Source organism: Terrabacter terrae (genome assembly GCF_039529575.1).
GTDB lineage: Bacteria > Actinomycetota > Actinomycetes > Actinomycetales > Dermatophilaceae > Terrabacter > Terrabacter terrae.
Window position 1 is genome coordinate 158,592 of the sequence record NZ_BAAANB010000020.1, and the last position, 20,124, is coordinate 178,715.

Consider the following 20,124-nt stretch of genomic DNA (forward strand, 5'->3'; position numbering starts at 1 on the left):
GCCCCCTGGGGGGCGGGTCAGTCCGACGACCGCAGCGCGGCGGCATAGGCCTCGAGGGCGCTCGTGGCCCGGTGGACCTCCTCGGCGACCCGGTCGAGCAGCGACGCGTCGGCGAGGCGACCCGCACTGCCGAGGTCCTCGACCTGCTTGCTCACCGCGGCCAGCGCGAAGGCGCCGAGGTTGGCGGCCGAGCCCTTGAGCCCGTGGGCCACCCTGCCCTGGCCCTCGGCGTCGCCCTCGCGGTGCGCGTCCCGCAGCTCGTGGAGCCGCTGGCGGGCGCCGCTGCCGAAGCGGTCGATGAACCGCAGCAGCAGGGACGGGTCTCCCGGCTCGAGGTCGCCCAGCTCCTCGAGCCGGCGCAGGTCGAGCACGCCATCACCCACCTCGGCCACTGGCGAGCCCAGGCCTGCGTCGACCGCGGCGGCACCCGTCGGCGCCTCCGCCGACGGTCCAGCGCCGTCCCGCAGGAGCCCGCGACCCGCGATGGCCCCCGGCCCGGCCCAGCGCTGCAGCGTGGAGGCGAGCAGCGCGACGTCGATGGGCTTGGTCAGGAAGTCGTCCATCCCGGCCTGCAGGCAGCGCTCCCGCTCGCCGGCGATCGCGGAGGCCGTCATCGCGATGACGGGCACCCGCTGACCCGGCTCCTCCTGGGCGCGGATGACCCGGGTCGCCTCGTAGCCGTCCATGCGCGGCATCTGGCAGTCCATCAGCACCGCCAGGATCTTGTCGCCGTGCTCGCGGTGGGCAGCGACGCCCTCGACACCGTTGGCGGCCACGCGCACCGCGTAGCCGAGGCTCTCGAGGACCCCCTGTGCCACGAGCTGGTTGACCTCGTTGTCCTCGACGACCAGCACCGTGCCGAGTGGCACGTCCCCATCCGCGCGGACCGGCGCCGGCACTCGGCCGCCCTGCCACCCGCCCCTGGACCGGCCTCTCCCTGAGGGGTCGCCCGAGTCGTCAGCGCCATCTGACTCGGGGGAGTCGGCCGGATCGGCCGCACCGGCCGCGAGGTGGCGGCCGGCGGCGTCAGCCATCGCGTCGAAGAGGGCCGAGGGCATGACGGGTGAGGTGAGGACGGCATCGACCCCCGCGTCGGTGGTGGTGGCCGCGTCGGGAGGTGGCAGCTGCGCGCAGACGAGCACGACGCGTACGCCCTCGAAGCGCCCGTCGGAACGGATCATCCGGGCGACCTGCAGCCCGGCCTGGCCGACGCCGGGGTCGTCGAGGACGACGACGTCGAGCGGCCGGCTCGCTCGGTGGGCGCGGTCGAGCTGGACGAGCCCCTCCACCCCGGTCGAGGCGGACGCGACCGAGACGGACCAGGCGCCCAGCTGCTCCTCGATGCGCTGCCGGTGGGTGGCGTTGGGCCCCACGACGAGGGCTCGCAGGCTCGAGACCGAGGCAGCGTAGGTCGTCCTGCGGCTCAGGGCCTGGTCCGAGGCGGGCTCGAAGGTGGCGGTGAACCAGAAGGTGCTGCCCACCCCCGGCTCGCTCTCGACGCCGATCCGCCCGCCGAGGGCCGTCACGATCTGGCGGCTGATCGCCAGGCCCAGCCCGGTGCCGCCGTACTGCCGCGTCGTCGAGGAGTCCCCCTGGGAGAAGGACTGGAAGAGGCGCGAGCGCACCGCCGGGGTGATGCCGCTGCCGGTGTCGCGGACCTCGACGCGCAGCTCGGGCCCGCGCTCCCCGGTGCGCAGCACCTCGAGGTGCACCACGACGCTGCCGGAGTCGGTGAACTTCACCGCGTTGGTCGTGAGGTTGGCGACGACCTGGCCGAAGCGCACCGGGTCGCCGCTGACCAGTGCGGGCACGTCGGGCCCGTGGGTCACCGACAGGTCGAGCGACTTGGCGCGGCCCCGTTCGGCCAGCAGGGCCACGCTGCCCTCGAGCACCGCCGTCGGGTCGAAGTCGACGGACTCGAGATCGAGCCGTCCGGCCTCGATCTTGGACAGGTCGAGGATGTCGTTGACCAGGGCGAGGAGCACGCGCCCGGCCTGGTCGATGCCGTCGGACAGGCGGCGCTGGTGGGGCGTCAGCTCGGTGCGGCCGAGCAGCTCGGCCAGGCCGATGACGCCGTTCAGCGGGGTGCGGATCTCGTGGCTCATGGTGGCGAGGAACTGCGACTTCGCCCGGGAGGCCCCCATCGCCGCGTCACGCGCCTGGGCGAGGTGCTCGGCGGTGCGCTCGCGGTCCGCGACGCTGCCGAAGATCGCCGTGATCTGCTCGATGGCGGCCACGTCCGACTCGGCCGGCGGGGCGGACGACCGCATGTCGAGGACGACGACGCACGCGACGGCGTCGTGGTCGACCACGGGGACTGCGAGGATCGTCGAACCGTCGGGCGAGGGCTCGACCACGACCGACCGGCCCGTGGCGGCCCGAGTCGCGACGTCCATGCCGGCCTCGACCGGCAGCGGGCTCGCCTCGACCGCGGCCGGAGGCAGCATCGGCTCCCGCAGCCGGCCGTCCGCGTCCGCCTGGCAGGCCAGCACCGGTCGCCAGGTGGTGTGCCGGGCGATCTCCTCGAGCACCACTGGCAGGGCCTCGGCGAGCGTCGCGGACTCGTTGGCGGTGGTCGCCATCGCGGTCACCATCGCCAGCGCGACCTCGGCGTCCTTGCGCTCGGTGATGTCCTGCGTCGTGCCACCCATGCGCAGCGGGCGCCCGTCCGCGTCGCGCGTGACACGGCCGCGACCGCGGATCCACCTGGTCTCACCGTCCGCACGCACGAGCCGCGCCTCGAACTCGAAGGAGTCCTCCGACTCGAGCGCCGCGCGGATGACCTGCCTCACCTGTCCGCGGTCGTCCGGGTGGATGCGGCCGATGAACGTCTCGACCGACGGCATCGCCTCCTCCGCGGCCAGGCCGTAGATCCGGGAGAGCTCCTCGGACCAGGACACCCGGTCCTCGACGACGTCCCACTCCCAGCTGCCGACCCGGGCGATGGCCTGCGCCTCGGCGAGCTGGTCGAGCAGCCTGCGCTGGGCGCTGTGCTCGCTGACGCGGTGCATCCAGCCACGGGTGACGCCGGCGTCGTCGACGAGAGGCGTGTGGGAGACGAGGGCCCAGAACCGGTTGCCCTGCGCGTCCAGGAGGCTGCACTCGAGGTTGTCGCCCGGCTCCCCCCGCGTCGCGAGCTCGCGCAGGTGCGCGCGGAACTGCACCTTGCCGACGTCGTCGACGGCCTCGAACACCGAGAAGCCCACCATGTCGCCGGGGTCGCGCCCGAGCAGCTGCGCCATGCGCTCGTTCGCGAAGACCGTCCGGCCCTCCTCGTCGAAGACCCAGAGGCCGTCGGGCGAGGCCGCGACCATCCACCGGAGGAGGTCGTCCCTCTCCACCCCGCGTACGCCCCGAACGTCCGACATGTGACGATCCTCGCGTATGCCGGCCGCTGCGCACAGGTGGACACCGCGGTTTTCCCCGCGCGTCCCGGAGCGAGGTGAGGCTCACCTGCCGTGACACCCCCACCGCCCGGGTGCCACCATCGAGGCGTCCCCACCCCGTCGATCGGAGCACCGCCAATGTCCGAGGTCCGCGCGTCCGGCGACCCCACGCCGCAGGACACGACCCACGACCGCCACGAGCCGCATGGCGCGGGCGTCGGCAGCCGCCTCAACTGGCTGCGGGCCGGTGTGCTCGGCGCCAACGACGGCATCGTCTCGACTGCGGGCGTCGTCGTGGGCTTCGCGAGCGCGACGAGCGACAGGGGCGCCATCGTGCTGGCCGGCATCGCCGCCCTGTCCGCCGGCGCGATGTCGATGGCGGCCGGCGAGTACGTCTCCGTGAGCACCCAGCGCGACTCCGAGCGCGCCCTGATCACGCTGGAGCGCCAGGAGCTGCACCAGGACCCCGAGGGCGAGCTCGAGGAGCTGACCCAGCTCTACGAGGCCAAGGGCATGCGGCGTGAGCTCGCCGCCGAGGTGGCTCGTGAGCTCACCGCGCACGACGCCCTGGCCGCGCACGCCGATGCCGAGCTCGGCATCGACCCCGACGACCTGACCAACCCCTGGCACGCCGCCGGTGCCTCGATGGTCGCCTTCGTCGTCGGCGCGATCCTGCCGCTGCTGACGATCACCTTCAGCCCCGCCTCGATCCGGATCCACGTCACGGTGGTCAGTGTCGCCGCGGCGCTCGCACTGACCGGCTGGATCAGCGCCCGCCTCGGGCGCAGCCCCGTGCAGCGGGCGATCCTGCGCAACGTCGCGGGTGGCCTGCTCGCGATGGGCGTCACGTATGCCATCGGCGCGCTCGTCGGGGTGAACCTCGGCTGAGCGCCTCCTCGCGGTCGGTCGCGACGGCCCGCGGGACCGCATACGGCACGATCTGCGATGAACGGGCTGTAGAGTCGTGGTGTCCCACCGCCCTTCCGAGGCGCTCCCGCCGGTCCGGCGATCGGGACACGGGGCGCGCGATGGCGCGTCCACCGGGACTCGAGCCGAGCCCGCCGTCGACACCGCGACATCCGGGACACCGGGGCCATCCGGCCCGCTGGATCCCGGCGTCACAGGGTCATCCGGGGACTGGCGGCTCGCGTCCGCCGCGTCATCAGGAGGAACATGGCAACGCGCGTCCGCCGCCGTCCGAGCGACGGCCTGGACCAGAGGCACGACCAGAAGCAGGACCAGAAGCAGGGAAGGGGCTCCCGCCAGCGCCAGGCGAGCCCGCGAAAGGACGACCCCGCACCCCTCATCCCGGTGCTCGCGCGCCGGGTCCGCGAGGTGGAGGCCCGCGTCTCGAGCAAGGGCAAGGCCAGCCCGACGAACCGCACCAAGTTCCTCGTCGTCGCCCTGCTCATGCGGTCCGAGCGCGCCCGGGTGCGCGAGGACGCCTCGCTGCCCTCGGCCACGCGTGCCGACCTGCTCAAGCGCCTCGACGGCATCGCCACGATCCTGGCCCAGATCGCCGCGCGCGACACGAGCCTGCTCACGCTCCTGGACGCGAACGCCAAGCCCGGGCCCGCTGCGCAGCAGATGCGCCGGGACTGGCTTCTCGAGTCGGGCGCCGAGCTCGCCGAGGAGGACCTCGTCATCTCGGCGCCGGAGCCGCCTCGGCCCGTGGTGCCCCCGCAGATCGCCGCCCGACAGGTCATGCCGCAGTCGGTGCCCTCCCGGGCGCTGGCCAACCCGTTCCTCACCCCGGACCTCACGCGCGCCCACGACGACTACCTCCCGGGCCGCCTGGCCGGGTGGGACCTGCTGAGCCCCCTGTACCGGGCCTTCGAGCAGGGCGCCGGTGGCGAGTCGGCCTCGATGGAGCTGCCGCCCAAGCCGCAGATCGACCGGTTCTCGCCGCCCGGGTCGCAGCTGATGGTCCACCAGTCCCGGTTCCTGCAGAGCGTGCAGGAGGGCCACCGCAGCTTCCTGCTCGCCGACGAGCCCGGCCTCGGCAAGACGGCGCAGTCGGTCATGGCCGCCTCGATCGCGGGCGCCTACCCGATGCTGGCCGTGGTGCCCAACGTCGTGAAGATCAACTGGGCCCGCGAGGTGGAGCGCTGGACCCCGCAGCGCCGGGTCACGGTCATCCACGGCGACGGCAACGACGTCGACGCCTTCGCCGACGTCTTCGTCGTCAACTACGAGATCCTCGACCGGCACTTCGGCTGGCTCTCGAGCTTCGGCTTCCGCTCGATGGTCGTCGACGAGGCGCACTTCATCAAGAACCTCACCTCGCAGCGCTCGCAGCAGGTGCTGGCCCTGGCCGACCGCCTGCGTGAGACCACCCCGGGCGGCAACCCGCTGCTCATCGCCCTCACCGGCACGCCGCTGATCAACGACGTCAAGGACTTCGACGCGATCTGGCGGTTCCTCGGCTGGATCAGGAACGGCAAGCCGACGGCCGAGATCGTGCGCCGCCTCGACGAGACGGGCTACACCCCGGCCGACCGCGGCTTCTACCCGGAGGCCCGGCGCGCCGTCATCGACATGGGCATGGTGCGCCGCCGCAAGGTCGACGTCGCCAAGGACCTGCCGGACAAGCGGATCGCCGACATCACCGTCGAGCTCGACGACGACCTGGGCCGCTCGATCCGCGAGGCGGAGCGGGCGCTCGGGCGCCGCCTGGCGGAGCGCTACCGGGCCCTGCTCGGCCAGGGGGAGGGCCACGAGGAGGACGGCGAGCCCGACACCGGGCTCATGCGCCGGGTCGCGGCCGCCGAGCTGCGGTCGGCCTCGCCCGACAAGGGCAGCGACAACGTCTTCTCGCTCGTGCGCCGGATCGGCCAGGCCAAGGCGACGCTCGCTGCCGACTACGCCGCGCAGCTGTCGCACTCGGTGGGCAAGGTCGTCTTCTTCGCCAAGCACATCGACGTCATGGACGCGGCCGAGAGCGTGCTCGCCTCCGCCGGCCTGCGGACCGTCTCGGTGCGCGGCGAGCAGACCTCGAAGCAGCGCCAGGAGGCCATCGACGCGTTCCAGAAGGACCCCGAGGTCGCCGTCGCCGTCTGCTCCCTGACGGCGGCCGGCGTCGGTCTCAACCTGCACGCGGCGTCCAACGTCGTGCTCGCCGAGCTGTCGTGGACGGCCGCCGAGCAGCAGCAGGCCATCGACCGCGTGCACCGCATCGGCCAGGACGAGCCGGTCACCGCCTGGCGGATCCTCGCGTCGGGCACGATCGACTCGAAGATCGCCGAGCTCATCGACGCCAAGCAGGGGCTCGCCGCACGGGCCCTCGACGGCAGCGACGAGGACATCACCTCCGGCGACACGCTGCAGCTCGACGCCCTCGTCGAGCTCCTGCGCTCGGCCCTGACGGAGGTCGGCGCCGCCTGAATCTCGGGTGGCCCGGGGCCGCCCGCCCTCGAGCGTCCGCAGCTGGTCGGCGTCGTCGTCCTCGATGTGGAAGCCGGCGCGCTTGCCGAGTCGCTGACGAGGAAGTACTCGTGCTCGCCGACATCGGTCCCAGGGGCTACTAGGTCGGTGTGCTGAACGGCCGGGTCTCCCCCGGTGACGTCGTAGGCGGTGGTGGGCGCCGCCCTGGGCCGGCCCGGCGGCCGGGTCACCAACGTCGGCGTTCACGGCGGCCCCGCCTCGCTGCACGCGCACGACACGTTCGCCCGGGCCGCGGGCACCGGCGCCCTCGAGGTCGTGGTGTCCAGCCGAGCGTCTGCACCCACGGGCGGGCCGGTTCCCGGCCCGCCCCGTGTGTCGCAGTGGTGCGGCTCAGGCCTCGGGGACGTTGGCGTCGAGCTCGCTCAGCCACGTCACGGGCGTGGCGTCGGACGGCATACGCCAGTCGCCACGGGGCGAGAGCGAGCCACCCGCGACGACCTTGGGCCCGTTCGGCAGGGCGGAGCGCTTGAACTGGTTGGCGAAGAAGCGCCGGATGAACACCTCGAGCCAGTGCCGGATCTCGCCGAGGTCGTATGCCGTCCGCTCGGCCAGGGGGTAGCCCGCGGGCCAGTCGCCGGCCTCGCTGTCACGCCAGGCGTTCCAGGCGAGATAGGCGATCTTCGAGGGCCGGTAGCCGCGGCGCAGCACGTGGAAGAGCGTGAAGTCCTGCAGCGCGTACGGCCCGATCTTGGCCTGCGTGCTCTGCGGCGTGTCCCCCTCCTCGACGGGCACGAGCTCCGGGGAGATCTCCGTGCCGAGGATCGAGGTGAGCGTCTCGTTGACGGGCTCGTCGAACTGGCCGGACGACACGACCCAGCGGATGAGGTGCTGCATCAGGGTCTTCGGCACGCCGGAGTTGACGCCGTAGTGGCTCATCTGGTCGCCGACGCCGTAGGTGCACCAGCCGAGGGCCAGCTCGGACAGGTCGCCGGTGCCGAGCACGATGCCGCCGCGCTGGTTGGCGATGCGGAAGAGGAAGTCGGTGCGCAGGCCGGCTTGGACGTTCTCGAAGGTGACGTCGTAGACCTGCTCGCCGCGGCCGAACGGGTGCCCCATCGTCTGGAGCATCTGGGTCGCCGCGGGACGGATGTCGAGCTCCTCCCAAGTGACGTCGAGCGCCTCCATGAGGGCGATCGCGTTGGACTTCGTGTGGTCGCTGGTCGCGAAGCCCGGCATCGTGAAGGCGAGGATGTCGCTGCGCGGCCGGTCGAGCCTGTCCATCGCCTTGGCCGCCACGATCAGGGCGTGGGTGCTGTCGAGACCGCCACTGACGCCGATGACGATCTTCGGCTGGCCGATGGCGCGCAGCCGCTGCTCGAGGCCGGAGACCTGGATGTTGTAGGCCTCGTAGCAGTCGAGCGCGAGGCGGTCCTCGTCGTCGGGGACGAACGGGAAGCGGTCGATCTTGCGCAGCAGCCCGAGGTCGGCGGTCGGCGGGTCGAGCTCGAGGTCGATCGTGCGGAAGTCATCGGCGCGGGCGGCGTGGGTGCGGCGGTTGTCGTCGACGGTGCCCATGCGCTTGCGCTCCTGCCGCAGCAGGTCGAGGTCGATGTCGACGACCGAGGCCCGCGGCCCGTCGGGGAAGCGCTCGCTCTCGGCGAGCAGCTCGCCGTTCTCGTAGACCATGGTCATGCCGTCCCACGACAGGTCGGTGGAACTCTCACCCTCCCCCGCCGCGGAGTAGAGGTAGGCGGCGACGCAGCGCGCGGAGGCGCTGCGGGCCAGGATGTGCCGGTCCTCGGCGCGGGCCACGGTGATCGGCGAGCCGGAGAGGTTCGTCAGGACCGTGGCCCCCGCGAGGGCGGCCTCGTGGCTCGGCGGAACCGGCACCCAGAAGTCCTCACAGACCTCGACATGGAGCACGAACCCCGGCACGTCGGTGGCGCGGAAGAGCAGGTCGGGACCGAACGGCACCCGGTCACCGGCGACGTCGATGGTCTGCCCACGCTGGTCGTCGCCGGGCGCGAAGTGGCGGCGTTCGTAGAACTCCCGGTAGGTCGGCAGGTACGACTTGGGCGCGACCCCGAGGATGCGGCCGGCGTGGATCACCACGGCGCAGTTGTAGACGCGCGAGCCCTTCTCGAGCGGCGCGCCTACCACGACCACGGGCCGGAGGCCGGCGGTCGCCTCGGCCAGCCGGGCGAGCGCGTCGTCGACGGCGTCGAGGAGGGGGTCCTGCAGGAAGAGGTCGTCGACGGCATACCCCGACAGGCAGAGCTCGGGGAAGAGCGCGAGACCGACGCCGTCCTCGTCGAGCTCGCGCACCTGTGCGAGGACGGCGTCGGCGTTGCGCTCGGGGTCGGCTGCCACGATCGGCACCGTGCAGGCGGCGACGCGCGCGAAGCCCTGGGCCCAGGAGCTGTAGAAGTCCATGGCAGACAGTCAATCGCACCGGCCCTCGCCGGCTGCTCGTGACACGTGTTGTGACACGGGACTCGCCGTCGTCCCCTCCCCGCGCTCGCCGCACGCTACTACCATTGGTAGTAGCAGGGCGGCGGCCCTGCGAGTCCCGAGGAGGTCACCATGTCCGACCGCGATCCGGTCCACGTCCTTCACCCCGAGGAGTCCTGGGGCTTCCTGCGCGAGCACGAGTTCGGCCGTCTGGCCTTCCACCTCGTGGGGGAGGTGCACATCGTCCCGATCAACTACGCGATGGACGGCGAGCGGCTGATCTTCATGACCGCCGAGGGCAGCAAGCTCTTCGGGGTCACCGCCAACACCGACGTCGCCTTCGAGGTCGACGAGATCGTCGGTGAACGCGCAACCAGCGTCATCGTCCGTGGGCGGGCCAAGACCCTCGAGGGCCAGGCGGCATACGTGGTCGAGCGGCTGCCGGTCCGCCCGTGGGTCGACTACCCCAAGTCGGTCGTCGTGGCGATCGAGGTCGAGGAGATCTCCGGCCGTCGCTTCGACCTGACGCGGCCCTGGCTGCGCGACCTCCCCACCGGCTGAGCGGGCCTGCACTCCGGATCCTGAACTCCGCCATGGCGCAGTTCCAGCCCGGACCGGGACCCGAAACCGCTCGAAAGTGCGCCATGGCGCAGTTTCAGCCCGAACCGGGACCCGAAACCGCTCGAAAGTGCGCCACGGCGCGGTTCCACGTCCGCGGATGGTCGCACGGCGGGTGGCGGTGCAGCCACGGAGATTCGCGTCGGGGCAGCTGACCAAGTGCTTCGGAAGGACGTCGGTCCGTCGGTCAGCGAACAGGTCTTCTTGGAGGTGTTCTGTCACTGACCAGGAGCCGCGGCTCGTACGAGGAGCCCCGCCGCGGACACGAGCCCGGGCTCAGCCGACGGCGTCGCGGGCGGCGACGAACGCGTCGACGCAGGCGCGGACGTCGGCCTCGGAGTGCGCGGCGGAGAGCTGGACGCGGATGCGGGCCTTGCCGCGGGGCACGACCGGGAAGCTGAAGGCGATGACGTAGACGCCGTTGCCGAGCATGTGGTCGGCGATCTCGGTCGCCCGCCGCGCCCCGTCCTCACCGGGGAACATGACCGGGCGGATCGGGTGGGTGCCGGGGAGCAGCTCGAAGCCGGCCTCGGTCATGAGCGAGTGGAAGAGCGCCGTGTTGGCCTTGAGCGTCTCGCGCTTCTCGGCCGAGCTCTCGACGAGCTCGATCGCCGCCATCGAGCCCGCGACGACGGACGGCGCGACCGAGTTGCTGAAGAGGTAGGGCCGCGAGCGCTGGCGCAGCAGGTCGACGATCTCCCGGTGGCTCGAGACGTACCCACCGGACGCACCGCCGAGAGCCTTGCCGAGCGTGCCGGTCAGGATGTCGACCCGGTCCATGACCCCGAACAGCTCGGGAGTGCCGCGGCCGCCGTCGCCGACGAAGCCGACCGCGTGCGAGTCGTCCACGAAGACCAGGGCGCCGAACTCGTCGGCGAGGTCGCAGATCTCGTCGAGCGGCGCGTAGGAGCCGTCCATCGAGAAGACGCCGTCGGTGACCACCACGGTGCGCTTGGCGCCGGCGTCGCGTGCTGCCTCGAGCTGGGCGCGCAGGTCGGCCATGTCGGCGTTCTTGTAGCGGTAACGCATCGCCTTGGACAGGCGCACGCCGTCGATGATCGAGGCGTGGTTGAGCTCGTCGCTGATGATGGCGTCCTCGACGCCGAAGAGCACCTCGAAGACGCCGCCGTTGGCGTCGAAGCAGGACGAGTAGAGGATCGTCGCCTCGGTGCCGAGGAACTCGCTGAGCTGGTGCTCGAGCGAGGTGTGCAGCGTCTGGGTGCCGCAGATGAAGCGCACGGAGGCCATGCCGAAGCCCCACTCGTCGAGTGCCTTCTTCGAGGCCTCGATGACGCCCGGGTCGTTGGCCAGGCCGAGGTAGTTGTTGGCGCAGAAGTTGAGCGCCTCCGCCTTGAGCGTCGTGACGTGCGCCGACTGGGGCGAGGTCAGCTCGCGCTCGTTCTTGTAGAGGCCGGCGTCGCGGATCTCCTGCAGGGTCGCGGCGATCTCGTCCTTGACCGGTCCGTACATGGTTCGTCCTTCACGCGTCGTGCCGGGTGGCGGGGCGGCTGGCGCCCCCAGCGTATGCCGCCGGGCGGGCGCCTACTGACGGGCCATGGCCAGCAGGTCGTCGAGGATGTCGCCCATCCGCATGAGCAGGGACACGTGCCCCTCTCCCTCGACGAGGTGCGCCCTCGCCCCGGCGACGTGGGCCACGAGCCACTGCGCGTGGGCGAAGGGGACCATGAGGTCCTCGCTCCCCTGCCAGATCGCGGTCGGCACCGTCACGGCACCGAGGTCGAAACCCCACGGGCGGCTGTGCGTCAGGTCGTCGTCGCGCCAGCCCACGATGCCCTGGGCGCCGGCGTGGCGCGACGCTGCCGCGAGGTACTCGGCGAGCTCTCCGGTCATGGCTGCCTGGTCGACGGGAGGCAGGAGGCCGCCGAGCTCGCGGGCGATGTCGTCGGCGGTCGCGGACAGCATCGGCGTGCCGTGCTCCTCGAGGAACGCCCTCAGCGCCTCGCTGCCCTGCGCCACCGCGGCGTACTCGGCGACGTTCTCGGGACCCATCCCGGCGGTCTGGTCCAGCCCCCCGGCGTCGGGCGGGGCGATGCCGACGCCTGACGTCGCCGCGAGGCAGCGGCCGGGGAGCATCGCGGCGCAGGCGAGCGCCCGCGGGCCCCCACCGGACCAGCCGAGCGTCACGAAGGTGTCGTGGCCCAGCGCGTCGAGCACGAATGCCGTGTCGGCGGCGTCGTCGGCGACCGTGGCCGTCGTCGCCGCGTCGGCGCGGGGCGTGGACCGGCCGTAGCCGGGTCGCGAGTAGGAGACCGTGCGCAGGCCACGCTCGGCGGCAGGCCGCTCGAGGATGCCGAAGGGCACCGCGGCCTGCGGCGTGCCGTGGTGGAACACGAGCGGGAGTCCGTCGGCCGGCCCCGTGACGAGGACCTCGAGGTCGCGGCCGTCAGGGGTGCGCACGAGGTGCGTGGCGTGGGTCGGCATGCCCACATGCAACCACGGCGCACCTACGCTCGGTCGGGTGGAGGACAGCGAGGCGAGACTGCGGTTCGCGGCCGCGCGGGTGGCGCGGGTCGCCACCGTGCGCCCCGACGGGCGACCCCACCTCGTGCCGGTCGTCTTCGCCGTTTTGCCGGTCCTGCCGAACCTGCCGGACTCAGGCGGAGACGTCGTGTGGAGCGCCGTCGACGACAAGCCGAAGTCGACGCGCGCCCTGCGCCGGCTGGCCAACGTCGAGGCCCACCCAGCCGTCGTCCTGCTCGTCGACCACTACGACGACGACTGGTCACGGCTGTGGTGGGTGCGGGCGGACGGTGTGGCCGCCGTCGTGCGCGTCGGTGAGCCCGGCGCCGACGAGGCCCTCGACGCCCTGGCCGCGAAGTACTCCCAGTACGCCGCCTCCCGTCCCGCCGGCCCGCTGCTGCGCGTGGAGGTCACCCGCTGGAGCGGCTGGAGGAGCTGACGGCATACCTCGCGTAGGTGGTGCCGCCCGCGAAGCGGCGCGCGTCGAGGAGCCCGAGGTCGAGCCGTATGCCGTCCGGCAGGACCCGCGTCCCGCCGCCCACGACCGCGGGGACCGTGAGGAGCCGCACCTCGTCGACGATGCCCGCTCGGAGCGCCTCGGCTGCCAGCGTGGGACCGCCGATGCTGACGTCGCGGTCGGAGGATGCCGCGAGCCGGGCCGCGGCCTCGGGGTCGAAGCCCCGCTCCAGCCGGGTGCGGGCACTCGTCACGGTTTCCAGGGTGCGGGAGTAGACGACCTTCTCCGCGGCCTGCCAGATGCGGGCGTAGTCCTGGGTCACCACGTCATCCGGGTCATCCGCTCGGCCGTCCGTGGGGGCGGTCTCCCAGAAGACCATCGTCTCGTAGAGCCGGCGCCCGCAGAGGTAGGTGCCGATCTCGCGCTCGAGGTCGTTGACGAAGGCGTGCACCTCGGAGTCCGGTGCGGCCCAGTCGAACCGGCCGTCGGCGTCGTTGACGTAGCCGTCGAGGGAGCAGATGGTCGTGTAGACGAGTCGGCCCATGGCCCGACTCTGCCACGGCCCGGTGCGCGTCAGGCGAAGTCGCGCAGGGCCCGGTTCTCGATGTCGCGCAGGACCTCGTCGGCGCTGCCGGCCGACACCTCGCCCCGGCGCCGCGCCTCGAGGACGAGCTGGCGCTCGACGTCGCTCGCCCGGCGCAGCACCGACTCCAGCTCCTCGGCTCGCTGGTCGCTGGCCTCGTCCTCGCCCGCCCGTGCCTGGTGGATGCTCTGCTGGGCGGTCACGTAGCCCTCGTACTGCGCGAGCGCCGCTGTGCGCACGTCCTCGTCGAGCGTCGACGCCTCGTCGCGGATCTGCTCCAGCGCCGCCCGACTCGCCCGCAGGCGCAGCTGCGCCACCTCGGCCGACTCGTCGACGTCGCTGCCGACGCGCAGCCGCTTCGTCAGGGGAGTCAGGGTCAGGCCCTGCACGACCAGCGTCACGAGCACGACGACGAGGGCCACGGTCACGAGCTCGGCACGGTGCGGCAGCGGCGACCCCGAGGCCACGACCTCGGGGAGGGCGACGGCCGTGGCGACCGTGACGACACCACGCATCCCCGCCCAGGCGACGACCGTCGACTCGCGCCAGCCGGTGGGTACGGGCAGGTCTCGGCGCCGGGCCCGCAGCCGGCTGAGCCAGGCGGCGGGGTAGATCCACACCGCGCGGAACACGACGAGGGTCCCCACCACGAGCAGCGCCAGCCCGGCGGTCTCGCTCCCCGTGCCCGTCGAGCGGATCACCGCCACCAGCTCGAAGCCGAGCAGCGTGAAGACGAGGCTGGTGATGAGGAAGTCGGAGTAGCTCCACACCGCCCGGCCGAGCAGCCACCCGGCGGACGTCGTCGCGTCGTGGGCGTAGGTCCGCAGGTAGAGGCCGAGAGCCAGCACGGCGAGGACTCCGGAGCCGTTGACGTGCTCGGCACCGACGTAGGCCAGGAACGGCACGAGGACCGTCACGGTCGTCTCGGCGTACGCGTCGTGGATCCTCGCCAGCACGAACCGGGCCACGACGCCGAGGACGACGCCGGCCAGCACGCCGAGGACGACCGCCTCGACGAGCTCGAGGGCGACCTGACCACCGGTGATGTCGCCCGTGACCGCCGCGACGATCGCCACCTTGTACGCCACGAGCGCCGTCGCGTCGTTGAACATCCCCTCGCCCTCGAGGATCGTCACCAGGCGGTGGGGCAGTCGCAGCCGCCGCGCCACGGCCGTCGCCGCGACGGGGTCCGGCGGCGACACGATCGCGCCGAGCACCCACGCCACCGGCCACGGCACCCCGGCGGCATGCGCGACGCCAGCCACCACGGCCACCGTGGCGAGGGTGAGACCGACTGCGAGCGCGAACACCGCCCCGGCGTGTTCGCGGAACTCGGTGACGGTCGTGCGCTGCGTGGCCGCGAAGAGCAGGGGCGGGAGGACCACCGGAAGGATGAGAGAGGGGTCGAAGGAGAGCGGGTTGTCCGGCACGACGAAGGCGATGGCGAGCCCGAAGATGGTCAGGAGCACCGGCTGCGGCACCCGCACCCGGTCGGAGACCGGGGTCAGGACGATGATGCCGAGTGTGACGACGAGGACCAGCAGGAGGGTGCTCACCATCTGAACCTACTGTCGGGGCGGCGGTGCGCAGGAACGGCCCGGCGGGACGGCTCAGTCCCTCCCCATCGGGTGGGCGAGGGGGCCGACCCACATCAGCAGCGTGTTGACCACGACGCCCACGGTCACGACGGCGGCCCAGACCGGCGGCAGGAGCGACCAGCCCGCGAGCACGGCGGCATCTCGACGGCGAACGCGACCACGTCGTTGGCGTTGACGGGGTGGTCCGTCGGCGTCGGCTGCGGGGGGCGGGCGGTCACGCCGGCTCCTTCGGCTCCTGGCCCTCGTCGAGGAAGGCGTGTGCGAGGTCGGCGAGCTCGCGCGCAGACTCGGTGTTGAGGAGCGGACCGGCACCGTCGATCACCTGCAGCCGCGCGGTCGGCAGCTGCTGCGAGAGCTCCTGCGCCGCAACGACTCCCGCCTTGTCGCGCGAGCCGGCGACGACCAGGACGGGGGCCGTGACGGTGCGCAGCGACTCGGTGCCGTCGAAGCCCTTGAGCGCGTCGAGCACGGCGAGCATCCGGGGCCGCGAGACGCCGGCGTCGACGAGCTTGCTCTGGGGCACCAGCCGCATCGCGAGCCGCTGCATGCGCAGGGCCCCCTTGGACGGGCGCACGAGTGCCCCGCCGAGGACGAGGTGCCCGACGAGCTCGGGCCGCTCGACGGCCAGCCGCAGCGCCACACTCGCCCCGACCGACACGCCGACGAAGTCGGCCTGCTTCACGCCCTGCAGCTCGAGCTCGTCGGCGACGCCCGCGGCCGCGGCCCCGAGGTCGAAGCCGACGGGGTCCTTGGGCTTGAGCCCGCGCATCCAGGGGGCGCTCATCGGGCGCCCGGCGCCGTAGGCCGACACGAAGTCCTGCCACGCGATCGGCGACTGGCCGAGGCCGTGGAGGAGGACGAGCGGGCGGGGACGGGCGTCGCGGTCGGGGGCGGACGGCATACGGAACCCCTTCAGCTCCAGTCGAGGAGGACCTTGCCGCACTGGCCCGACCGGGCGGTGTCGAAGGCCTCCTCCCACTGCTCGGCGGGGAAGCGGTGGGTGATGACCTGCGTGACCGCGGAGCGGAAGCGCTCGGACGTCGCGATCATCTGCGACATGGCGTACCAGGTGTCGTACATCTCGCGGCCGTAGATGCCCTTGAGCGTGATCATGTGGGTGATCACCTTGCCCCAGTCGAGCTCGTAGGACTGGTGGGGCAGGCCGAGCAGCGCGATGCGGCCGCCGTGGTTCATGTTCGTGATCATGTCGGTCACGGCCGGCGCCGCGCCCGACATCTCGAGGCCGATGTCGAAGCCCTCCTTCATGCCGAGGCGGGCCTGCGCGTCGGTGAGGCTCTCGCGGGTCACGTTGATCGTCAGGTCCGCGCCGGCGTGCTCGGCGAGCGCGAGCCGGTAGTCGCTGGCGTCGCTGACCACGACGTAACGCGCGCCCGCGTGCCGGGCGATGGCGGCGGCCATGACGCCGATCGGGCCGGCGCCGGTGATGACGACGTCCTCGCCGACCATCGGCCACTGCAGCGCCGTGTGGGTGGCGTTGCCGAGCGGGTCGAAGACGGCGCCGAGGTCGGGGTCGAGGTCCTCCGGCTGCACCCACACGTTGGTGGCGGGGATGACGACGAAGTCGGCGAACGCGCCGTCGCGGTTGACCCCGATGCCCTCCGTGCGGATGCACAGGTGGCGCCGGCCGGCGCGGCAGTTACGGCAGGTCCCGCAGACGATGTGCCCCTCGCCCGAGGCGCGGTCGCCGATCTTGACCTCGCTCACGTCCTCGCCGACCTCGACGACCTCGCCGTAGAACTCGTGGCCGATGACGAGCGGCGGCGCCACGGTGGACTGGGCCCACTCGTCCCAGCCGGCCAGGTGCAGGTCGGTGCCGCAGATACCGGCACGCAGCACCCGGATCTTGACGTCGCCGGGCCCGCACTCGGGCTCCGGGCGGTCGACGAGGGACAGGCCGGGGCCTGCGGACAGCTTCGTGAGGGCGCGCACGGGGGAGAGTCTGCCACTGCCGATAATGGGGTCGTGGCCTCCTCAGCGGACCGCTCCCCCGACCGTGTCACCGACCGTGTCACCGAGCGTGTCACCGACCGCCCCACCGACAGTGCCCGCGTCGCGGGGGCGGTCGCGCGGCTGCGGTCCGCGGGTGAGCGCGTCACGACGGCGCGGTATGCCGTCCTGCGGGTCGTCGACGCCGCCGACCTCGCCGACGAGCACCTGTCCGCCGAGCAGATCGGGGCCAGGGTGGCCGAGGCGGAGCCGGCCGTGCACCGCGCCACCGTCTACCGGACCCTCACCTCGCTCGTGGAGACCGGCGTGCTCTCGCGCGTGCACCTCGGGGGCGCGGCCACCGTCTACCACCTCACCGAGCCGGCGGCCTCTGTCGATCAGCACCCGCAGCGGCACGACCACGCCCATGTGCAGTGCCACGTCTGCGGGCGCGTCTTCGACGTGCCTCCGGAGGTCCTCGACGACGTGCGGGCTCGGCTGCGCGCCGACCTGGGCTTCGAGCTGCACACGAGCCATGCCGCGCTGCTCGGCACCTGCCGCGACTGCGCCGCCACCACCACACCCCCCGGCTGACCCCCCACGGACGTCGACAGGCGACCTCGCGCCCCGCACCCCTTTCGACGGTTGGGCTCAGGGGTCAGAGGGCGCGGAGCTCGAGGAGGTAGCCCTGGGCCGGGCCGAGGACGGGCACCGGGAGGCCGACCGCCGCCAGCACCGCCCCCGGCACCACGAGCCCCTCGTCCGAGAGTGCGGCTCCCCACCAGGGCGGTGCGGCGTGCTGCACGACGGCGGGCAGGCCGGCCTCGGGGCGGAGGCGCACGGCATACGACCGCTTCTCGTCGAGCCCGGGAAGCGGGAGCACGCCGGGTACCGCGTCACGTCCCGTGACGAGCCGCGCGACCGTGTAGGCCGCGTGGCTGCGCTCGGCGTCGAGCGTGCCGGTCACGAGGACCGTCCCGTCCGGGCTCTCGGAGCGCACCAGCTCACCGGAGTGCAGGACCGGGCGCAGCTCACGGGCGAGCGCCGTCCACCGGGTCAGCACCTCGAGCTCCTCGGCGGAGCACGTGGTGATGTCCCACTCCAGGCCGGCGTGGCCCTGCAGCGCCATGAGCAGGCGGAAGCCGAGGTCGACGGTGCGGTGCGTGGTGTGTGCGGTCGCCGGGCCGACGTGGGTGCCCATCAGCTCCGGCGGCACGAGCAGGCTCGTCCAGCGCTGGATGCCGGCCCGCTCGAGGGCGTCGTTGCAGTCGCTCGTCCAGATGCGGTCGGTGCGGTCGAGCACACCGAGGTCGACGCGCCCGCCGCCGCTGCTGCACGACTCGATCTCGAGCCGCGGGTGCCGGGCCCGCAGGTCGTCGAGGAGGCGGTAGAAGGCGAGCGTGTGCGCGTGCACGGCCGGTGCGTCGATCCGCCGCCGGTCCCCTCGCTCGACCGTGTGCACCGCCTCGAGCAGGTCGCGGTTGTGGTCCCACTTGATGTAGTCGATGCCGTACTCCGTGACCAGCGCGCTGATCCGCTCGAGCAGCTGCTCGCGTGCGGCGTGGCGGGTCAGGTCGAGCAGCTGCTGGTGGCGCCACTCTCGGGGTGACCCGGCTGCCGGGCGCAGCACCCACTGCGGGTGGGTGCGCACGAGGTCGCTGTCCTCGTTGACCATCTCCGGCTCGAACCACAGCCCGAACTCGAGCCCGAGGCCCTTGACGTGGTCGACGAGGGGCGCGAGCCCCTCCGGCCACACGTCGGTCGAGACGACCCAGTCACCGAGCCCCGCGCGGTCGTGGCGCCGGCTGCCGAACCACCCGTCGTCGAGGACGAAGCGCTCGACGCCGACGCGAGCGGCCGTGTCGGCCAAGGACTTGAGGTGGTCGAGGTCCGTCTCGAAGTAGACCGCCTCCCAGGTGTTCAGCACGACCGGCCGCGGGCGCGACGGGTGGCCGGGCCGGGCCCGCAGGCTGCTGTGCAGGCGGCGTGAGAGCCCGTCGAGACCCTCGGTCGAGTGCACGAAGACGACCGTCGGGGCGGCATACGTCTCCCCGGGGTAGAGGCGGACCTCGCCGGGCGCCAGCAGCTCGCCCCCGCCCAGGACGGCGTGGTGGCGTCCGGCGCCCTCGGGCAGCGACTCGACGAGGTGCTCGTGGTTGCCGCTCCAGGCGGTGTGCACGGCCCAGACCTCCCCGGTGCGCCAGTCGAACCCGCGCGTGCCGGCCATGAGCAGCAGCGTCGCGTCGTGCCCCGTGCGCCCTCGGCGGCTGGCCCGCAGGTGCGTGCCGTGGTCGAGGCGGCGGCGCTGCGGCGCGCGCTCACGGCACCAGCGGCCGGTGAGGTCGAGCACCTCGTCGGCGCGCACGGGCAGCGGCAGGATCGCCCGCAGCGCCGACACGTCGAGGGGCGCGGGACCGTTCCCGTCGTTCGTCAGCGACGCGTCGACCCGCAGGACCCCGTGTTCGTCGAGCGAGTGCCGCAGCTCGAGCCGTATGCCGTCACCCGAGCTCGCGCTCGTCGCGAGCGCCGTGCCCTCGGCGACGCAGGTGACGTCGTGCCAGCGGACGGCACCCACCGCGCCACCCCGGTGACCGGCCCAGCCGGGCGTGCCCGACCAGCCGTCGGCCTCCCCTGGCAGGACGGTCAGCGGCCACGGCTCGTCGAGGGCACTCGGCGGCGCCGGTGGCGTCGTGACGGCGGCCAGGGCGGCATACGTGCTGGGCCCACCGTGGAGGGCGGGACCCCAGTGGAGCACCTCGGGCAGGCCGTCGGGCCGCGGAAGAAGCACCAGCGCCGTGCCGGCGGACTCGAGGACCTGCACGTCGGCGCCGGCCGCGCCGGCCGTGGACTGGGAGCTCAGGGACACGGCAGACTCGCCTCTTCCGGTCGGTCGGTCGGGTGGGACGGTCGGTGGGACGTCCCCGCGATTGTCCTACGCCGTGCCGGATCCGTGCTACCGACGGCCACACAACCGGAGAGTCACTTGACCGACCCCGCGGCCAGCCCCGCCTGCCAGAAGCGCTGGAGGCTGAGGGCGACATAGTCGAACAGTCATCACCATGAACCTCCACTAACAAACAGTGGAGTTCGGCGGCGGGTCGGCGGCGTCAATGGTTTCGTCCACCCGGAACGCGCTCCGCAATCGAACCGAGACCTGCGTGAAGGGTGAGGCACTCGGACGGGAATGACCGTCTGTGACAGGCAGATCCGCACCCGGTC

The 20,124-nt window shown here is 72.9% G+C and carries 14 protein-coding genes; 5 read left to right on the forward strand and 9 right to left on the reverse strand.

Annotated features, from left to right (window positions below):
• Positions 1-17: 17 nt before the first annotated feature.
• On the reverse strand, positions 18-3,368 hold the full coding sequence (locus tag ABD194_RS09810; protein WP_343990734.1) for a response regulator: 3,351 nt from the start codon (positions 3,366-3,368) through the stop codon (positions 18-20).
• 156 nt (positions 3,369-3,524) lie between these two features.
• Here ABD194_RS09810 and ABD194_RS09815 point away from each other — a divergent pair, with 156 nt between their 5' ends.
• Positions 3,525-4,274, forward strand: a complete 750-nt coding sequence (locus ABD194_RS09815) for a VIT1/CCC1 transporter family protein (RefSeq protein ID WP_343990736.1) — start codon at positions 3,525-3,527, stop codon at positions 4,272-4,274.
• 285 nt (positions 4,275-4,559) lie between these two features.
• The gene (locus tag ABD194_RS09820) at positions 4,560-6,770 is read left to right on the forward strand and encodes a DEAD/DEAH box helicase (RefSeq protein WP_343990738.1); all 2,211 of its coding nucleotides are present in this window, start codon (positions 4,560-4,562) and stop codon (positions 6,768-6,770) included.
• Between the two features lie 390 nt (positions 6,771-7,160).
• Here ABD194_RS09820 and ABD194_RS09825 read toward each other — a convergent pair whose 3' ends face one another.
• Positions 7,161-9,203, reverse strand: a complete 2,043-nt coding sequence (locus tag ABD194_RS09825; RefSeq protein ID WP_343990740.1) for an NAD(+) synthase — start codon at positions 9,201-9,203, stop codon at positions 7,161-7,163.
• Between the two features lie 150 nt (positions 9,204-9,353).
• Here ABD194_RS09825 and ABD194_RS09830 point away from each other — a divergent pair, with 150 nt between their 5' ends.
• Positions 9,354-9,782 (forward strand): pyridoxamine 5'-phosphate oxidase family protein, encoded by a 429-nt coding sequence (locus tag ABD194_RS09830; protein ID WP_343990742.1) that lies wholly within the window; start codon positions 9,354-9,356, stop codon positions 9,780-9,782.
• Positions 9,783-10,115: 333 nt separating this feature from the next.
• Here ABD194_RS09830 and ABD194_RS09835 read toward each other — a convergent pair whose 3' ends face one another.
• Both ABD194_RS09835 and ABD194_RS09840 read right to left on the reverse strand, forming a co-directional pair.
• Positions 10,116-11,309 (reverse strand): glycine C-acetyltransferase, encoded by a 1,194-nt coding sequence (locus ABD194_RS09835; protein ID WP_343990744.1) that lies wholly within the window; start codon positions 11,307-11,309, stop codon positions 10,116-10,118.
• Positions 11,310-11,381: 72 nt separating this feature from the next.
• Complete coding sequence (locus ABD194_RS09840; protein ID WP_343990746.1) at positions 11,382-12,281, reverse strand: alpha/beta fold hydrolase; 900 nt, start codon at positions 12,279-12,281, stop codon at positions 11,382-11,384.
• 37 nt (positions 12,282-12,318) lie between these two features.
• Here ABD194_RS09840 and ABD194_RS09845 point away from each other — a divergent pair, with 37 nt between their 5' ends.
• Positions 12,319-12,759 carry a TIGR03668 family PPOX class F420-dependent oxidoreductase gene (locus ABD194_RS09845; RefSeq protein ID WP_343990748.1) on the forward strand — a complete coding sequence of 147 codons (441 nt, stop codon included), beginning with the start codon at positions 12,319-12,321 and terminating at the stop codon, positions 12,757-12,759.
• Here ABD194_RS09845 and ABD194_RS09850 read toward each other — a convergent pair.
• The 4 genes from ABD194_RS09850 to tdh all read right to left on the reverse strand — a co-directional run bounded on the left by ABD194_RS09850 (position 12,731) and on the right by tdh (position 16,908).
• Positions 12,731-13,321, reverse strand: coding sequence for a dihydrofolate reductase family protein (locus tag ABD194_RS09850; protein WP_343990749.1), 591 nt, complete (start codon positions 13,319-13,321; stop codon positions 12,731-12,733). The genes ABD194_RS09845 and ABD194_RS09850 overlap by 29 nt on opposite strands.
• A gap of 29 nt (positions 13,322-13,350) precedes the next feature.
• Positions 13,351-14,916, reverse strand: a complete 1,566-nt coding sequence (locus ABD194_RS09855) for a Na+/H+ antiporter (RefSeq protein WP_343990750.1) — start codon at positions 14,914-14,916, stop codon at positions 13,351-13,353.
• Positions 14,917-15,172: 256 nt separating this feature from the next.
• On the reverse strand, positions 15,173-15,859 hold the full coding sequence (locus tag ABD194_RS09860) for an alpha/beta fold hydrolase (protein WP_343990752.1): 687 nt from the start codon (positions 15,857-15,859) through the stop codon (positions 15,173-15,175).
• An 11-nt stretch (positions 15,860-15,870) separates the two neighbouring features.
• Complete coding sequence (gene tdh, locus ABD194_RS09865) at positions 15,871-16,908, reverse strand: L-threonine 3-dehydrogenase (protein WP_343990754.1); 1,038 nt, start codon at positions 16,906-16,908, stop codon at positions 15,871-15,873.
• 33 nt (positions 16,909-16,941) lie between these two features.
• Between tdh and ABD194_RS09870 the strand changes: the two genes are divergently transcribed.
• Positions 16,942-17,499, forward strand: coding sequence for a Fur family transcriptional regulator (locus ABD194_RS09870; RefSeq protein ID WP_343990756.1), 558 nt, complete (start codon positions 16,942-16,944; stop codon positions 17,497-17,499).
• 64 nt (positions 17,500-17,563) lie between these two features.
• Here ABD194_RS09870 and ABD194_RS09875 read toward each other — a convergent pair whose 3' ends face one another.
• Positions 17,564-19,771: an alpha-galactosidase gene (locus ABD194_RS09875; protein ID WP_343990758.1), complete on the reverse strand. Its 2,208-nt coding sequence runs from the start codon at positions 19,769-19,771 to the stop codon at positions 17,564-17,566.
• Between the last annotated feature and the right edge of the window lie 353 nt (positions 19,772-20,124).

What these genes read in the sequence shown, in the direction of transcription:
- ABD194_RS09810 (WP_343990734.1), bottom strand. Translation starts at nt 3,368, where the DNA reads ATGTCGGACGTTCGGGGCGTACGCGGGGTGGAGAGGGACGACCTCCTC.
- ABD194_RS09815 (WP_343990736.1), top strand. Translation starts at nt 3,525, where the DNA reads ATGTCCGAGGTCCGCGCGTCCGGCGACCCCACGCCGCAGGACACGACC.
- ABD194_RS09820 (WP_343990738.1), top strand. Translation starts at nt 4,560, where the DNA reads ATGGCAACGCGCGTCCGCCGCCGTCCGAGCGACGGCCTGGACCAGAGG.
- ABD194_RS09825 (WP_343990740.1), bottom strand. Translation starts at nt 9,203, where the DNA reads ATGGACTTCTACAGCTCCTGGGCCCAGGGCTTCGCGCGCGTCGCCGCC.
- ABD194_RS09830 (WP_343990742.1), top strand. Translation starts at nt 9,354, where the DNA reads ATGTCCGACCGCGATCCGGTCCACGTCCTTCACCCCGAGGAGTCCTGG.
- ABD194_RS09835 (WP_343990744.1), bottom strand. Translation starts at nt 11,309, where the DNA reads ATGTACGGACCGGTCAAGGACGAGATCGCCGCGACCCTGCAGGAGATC.
- ABD194_RS09840 (WP_343990746.1), bottom strand. Translation starts at nt 12,281, where the DNA reads ATGCCGACCCACGCCACGCACCTCGTGCGCACCCCTGACGGCCGCGAC.
- ABD194_RS09850 (WP_343990749.1), bottom strand. Translation starts at nt 13,321, where the DNA reads ATGGGCCGACTCGTCTACACGACCATCTGCTCCCTCGACGGCTACGTC.
- ABD194_RS09860 (WP_343990752.1), bottom strand. Translation starts at nt 15,859, where the DNA reads ATGCCGTCCGCCCCCGACCGCGACGCCCGTCCCCGCCCGCTCGTCCTC.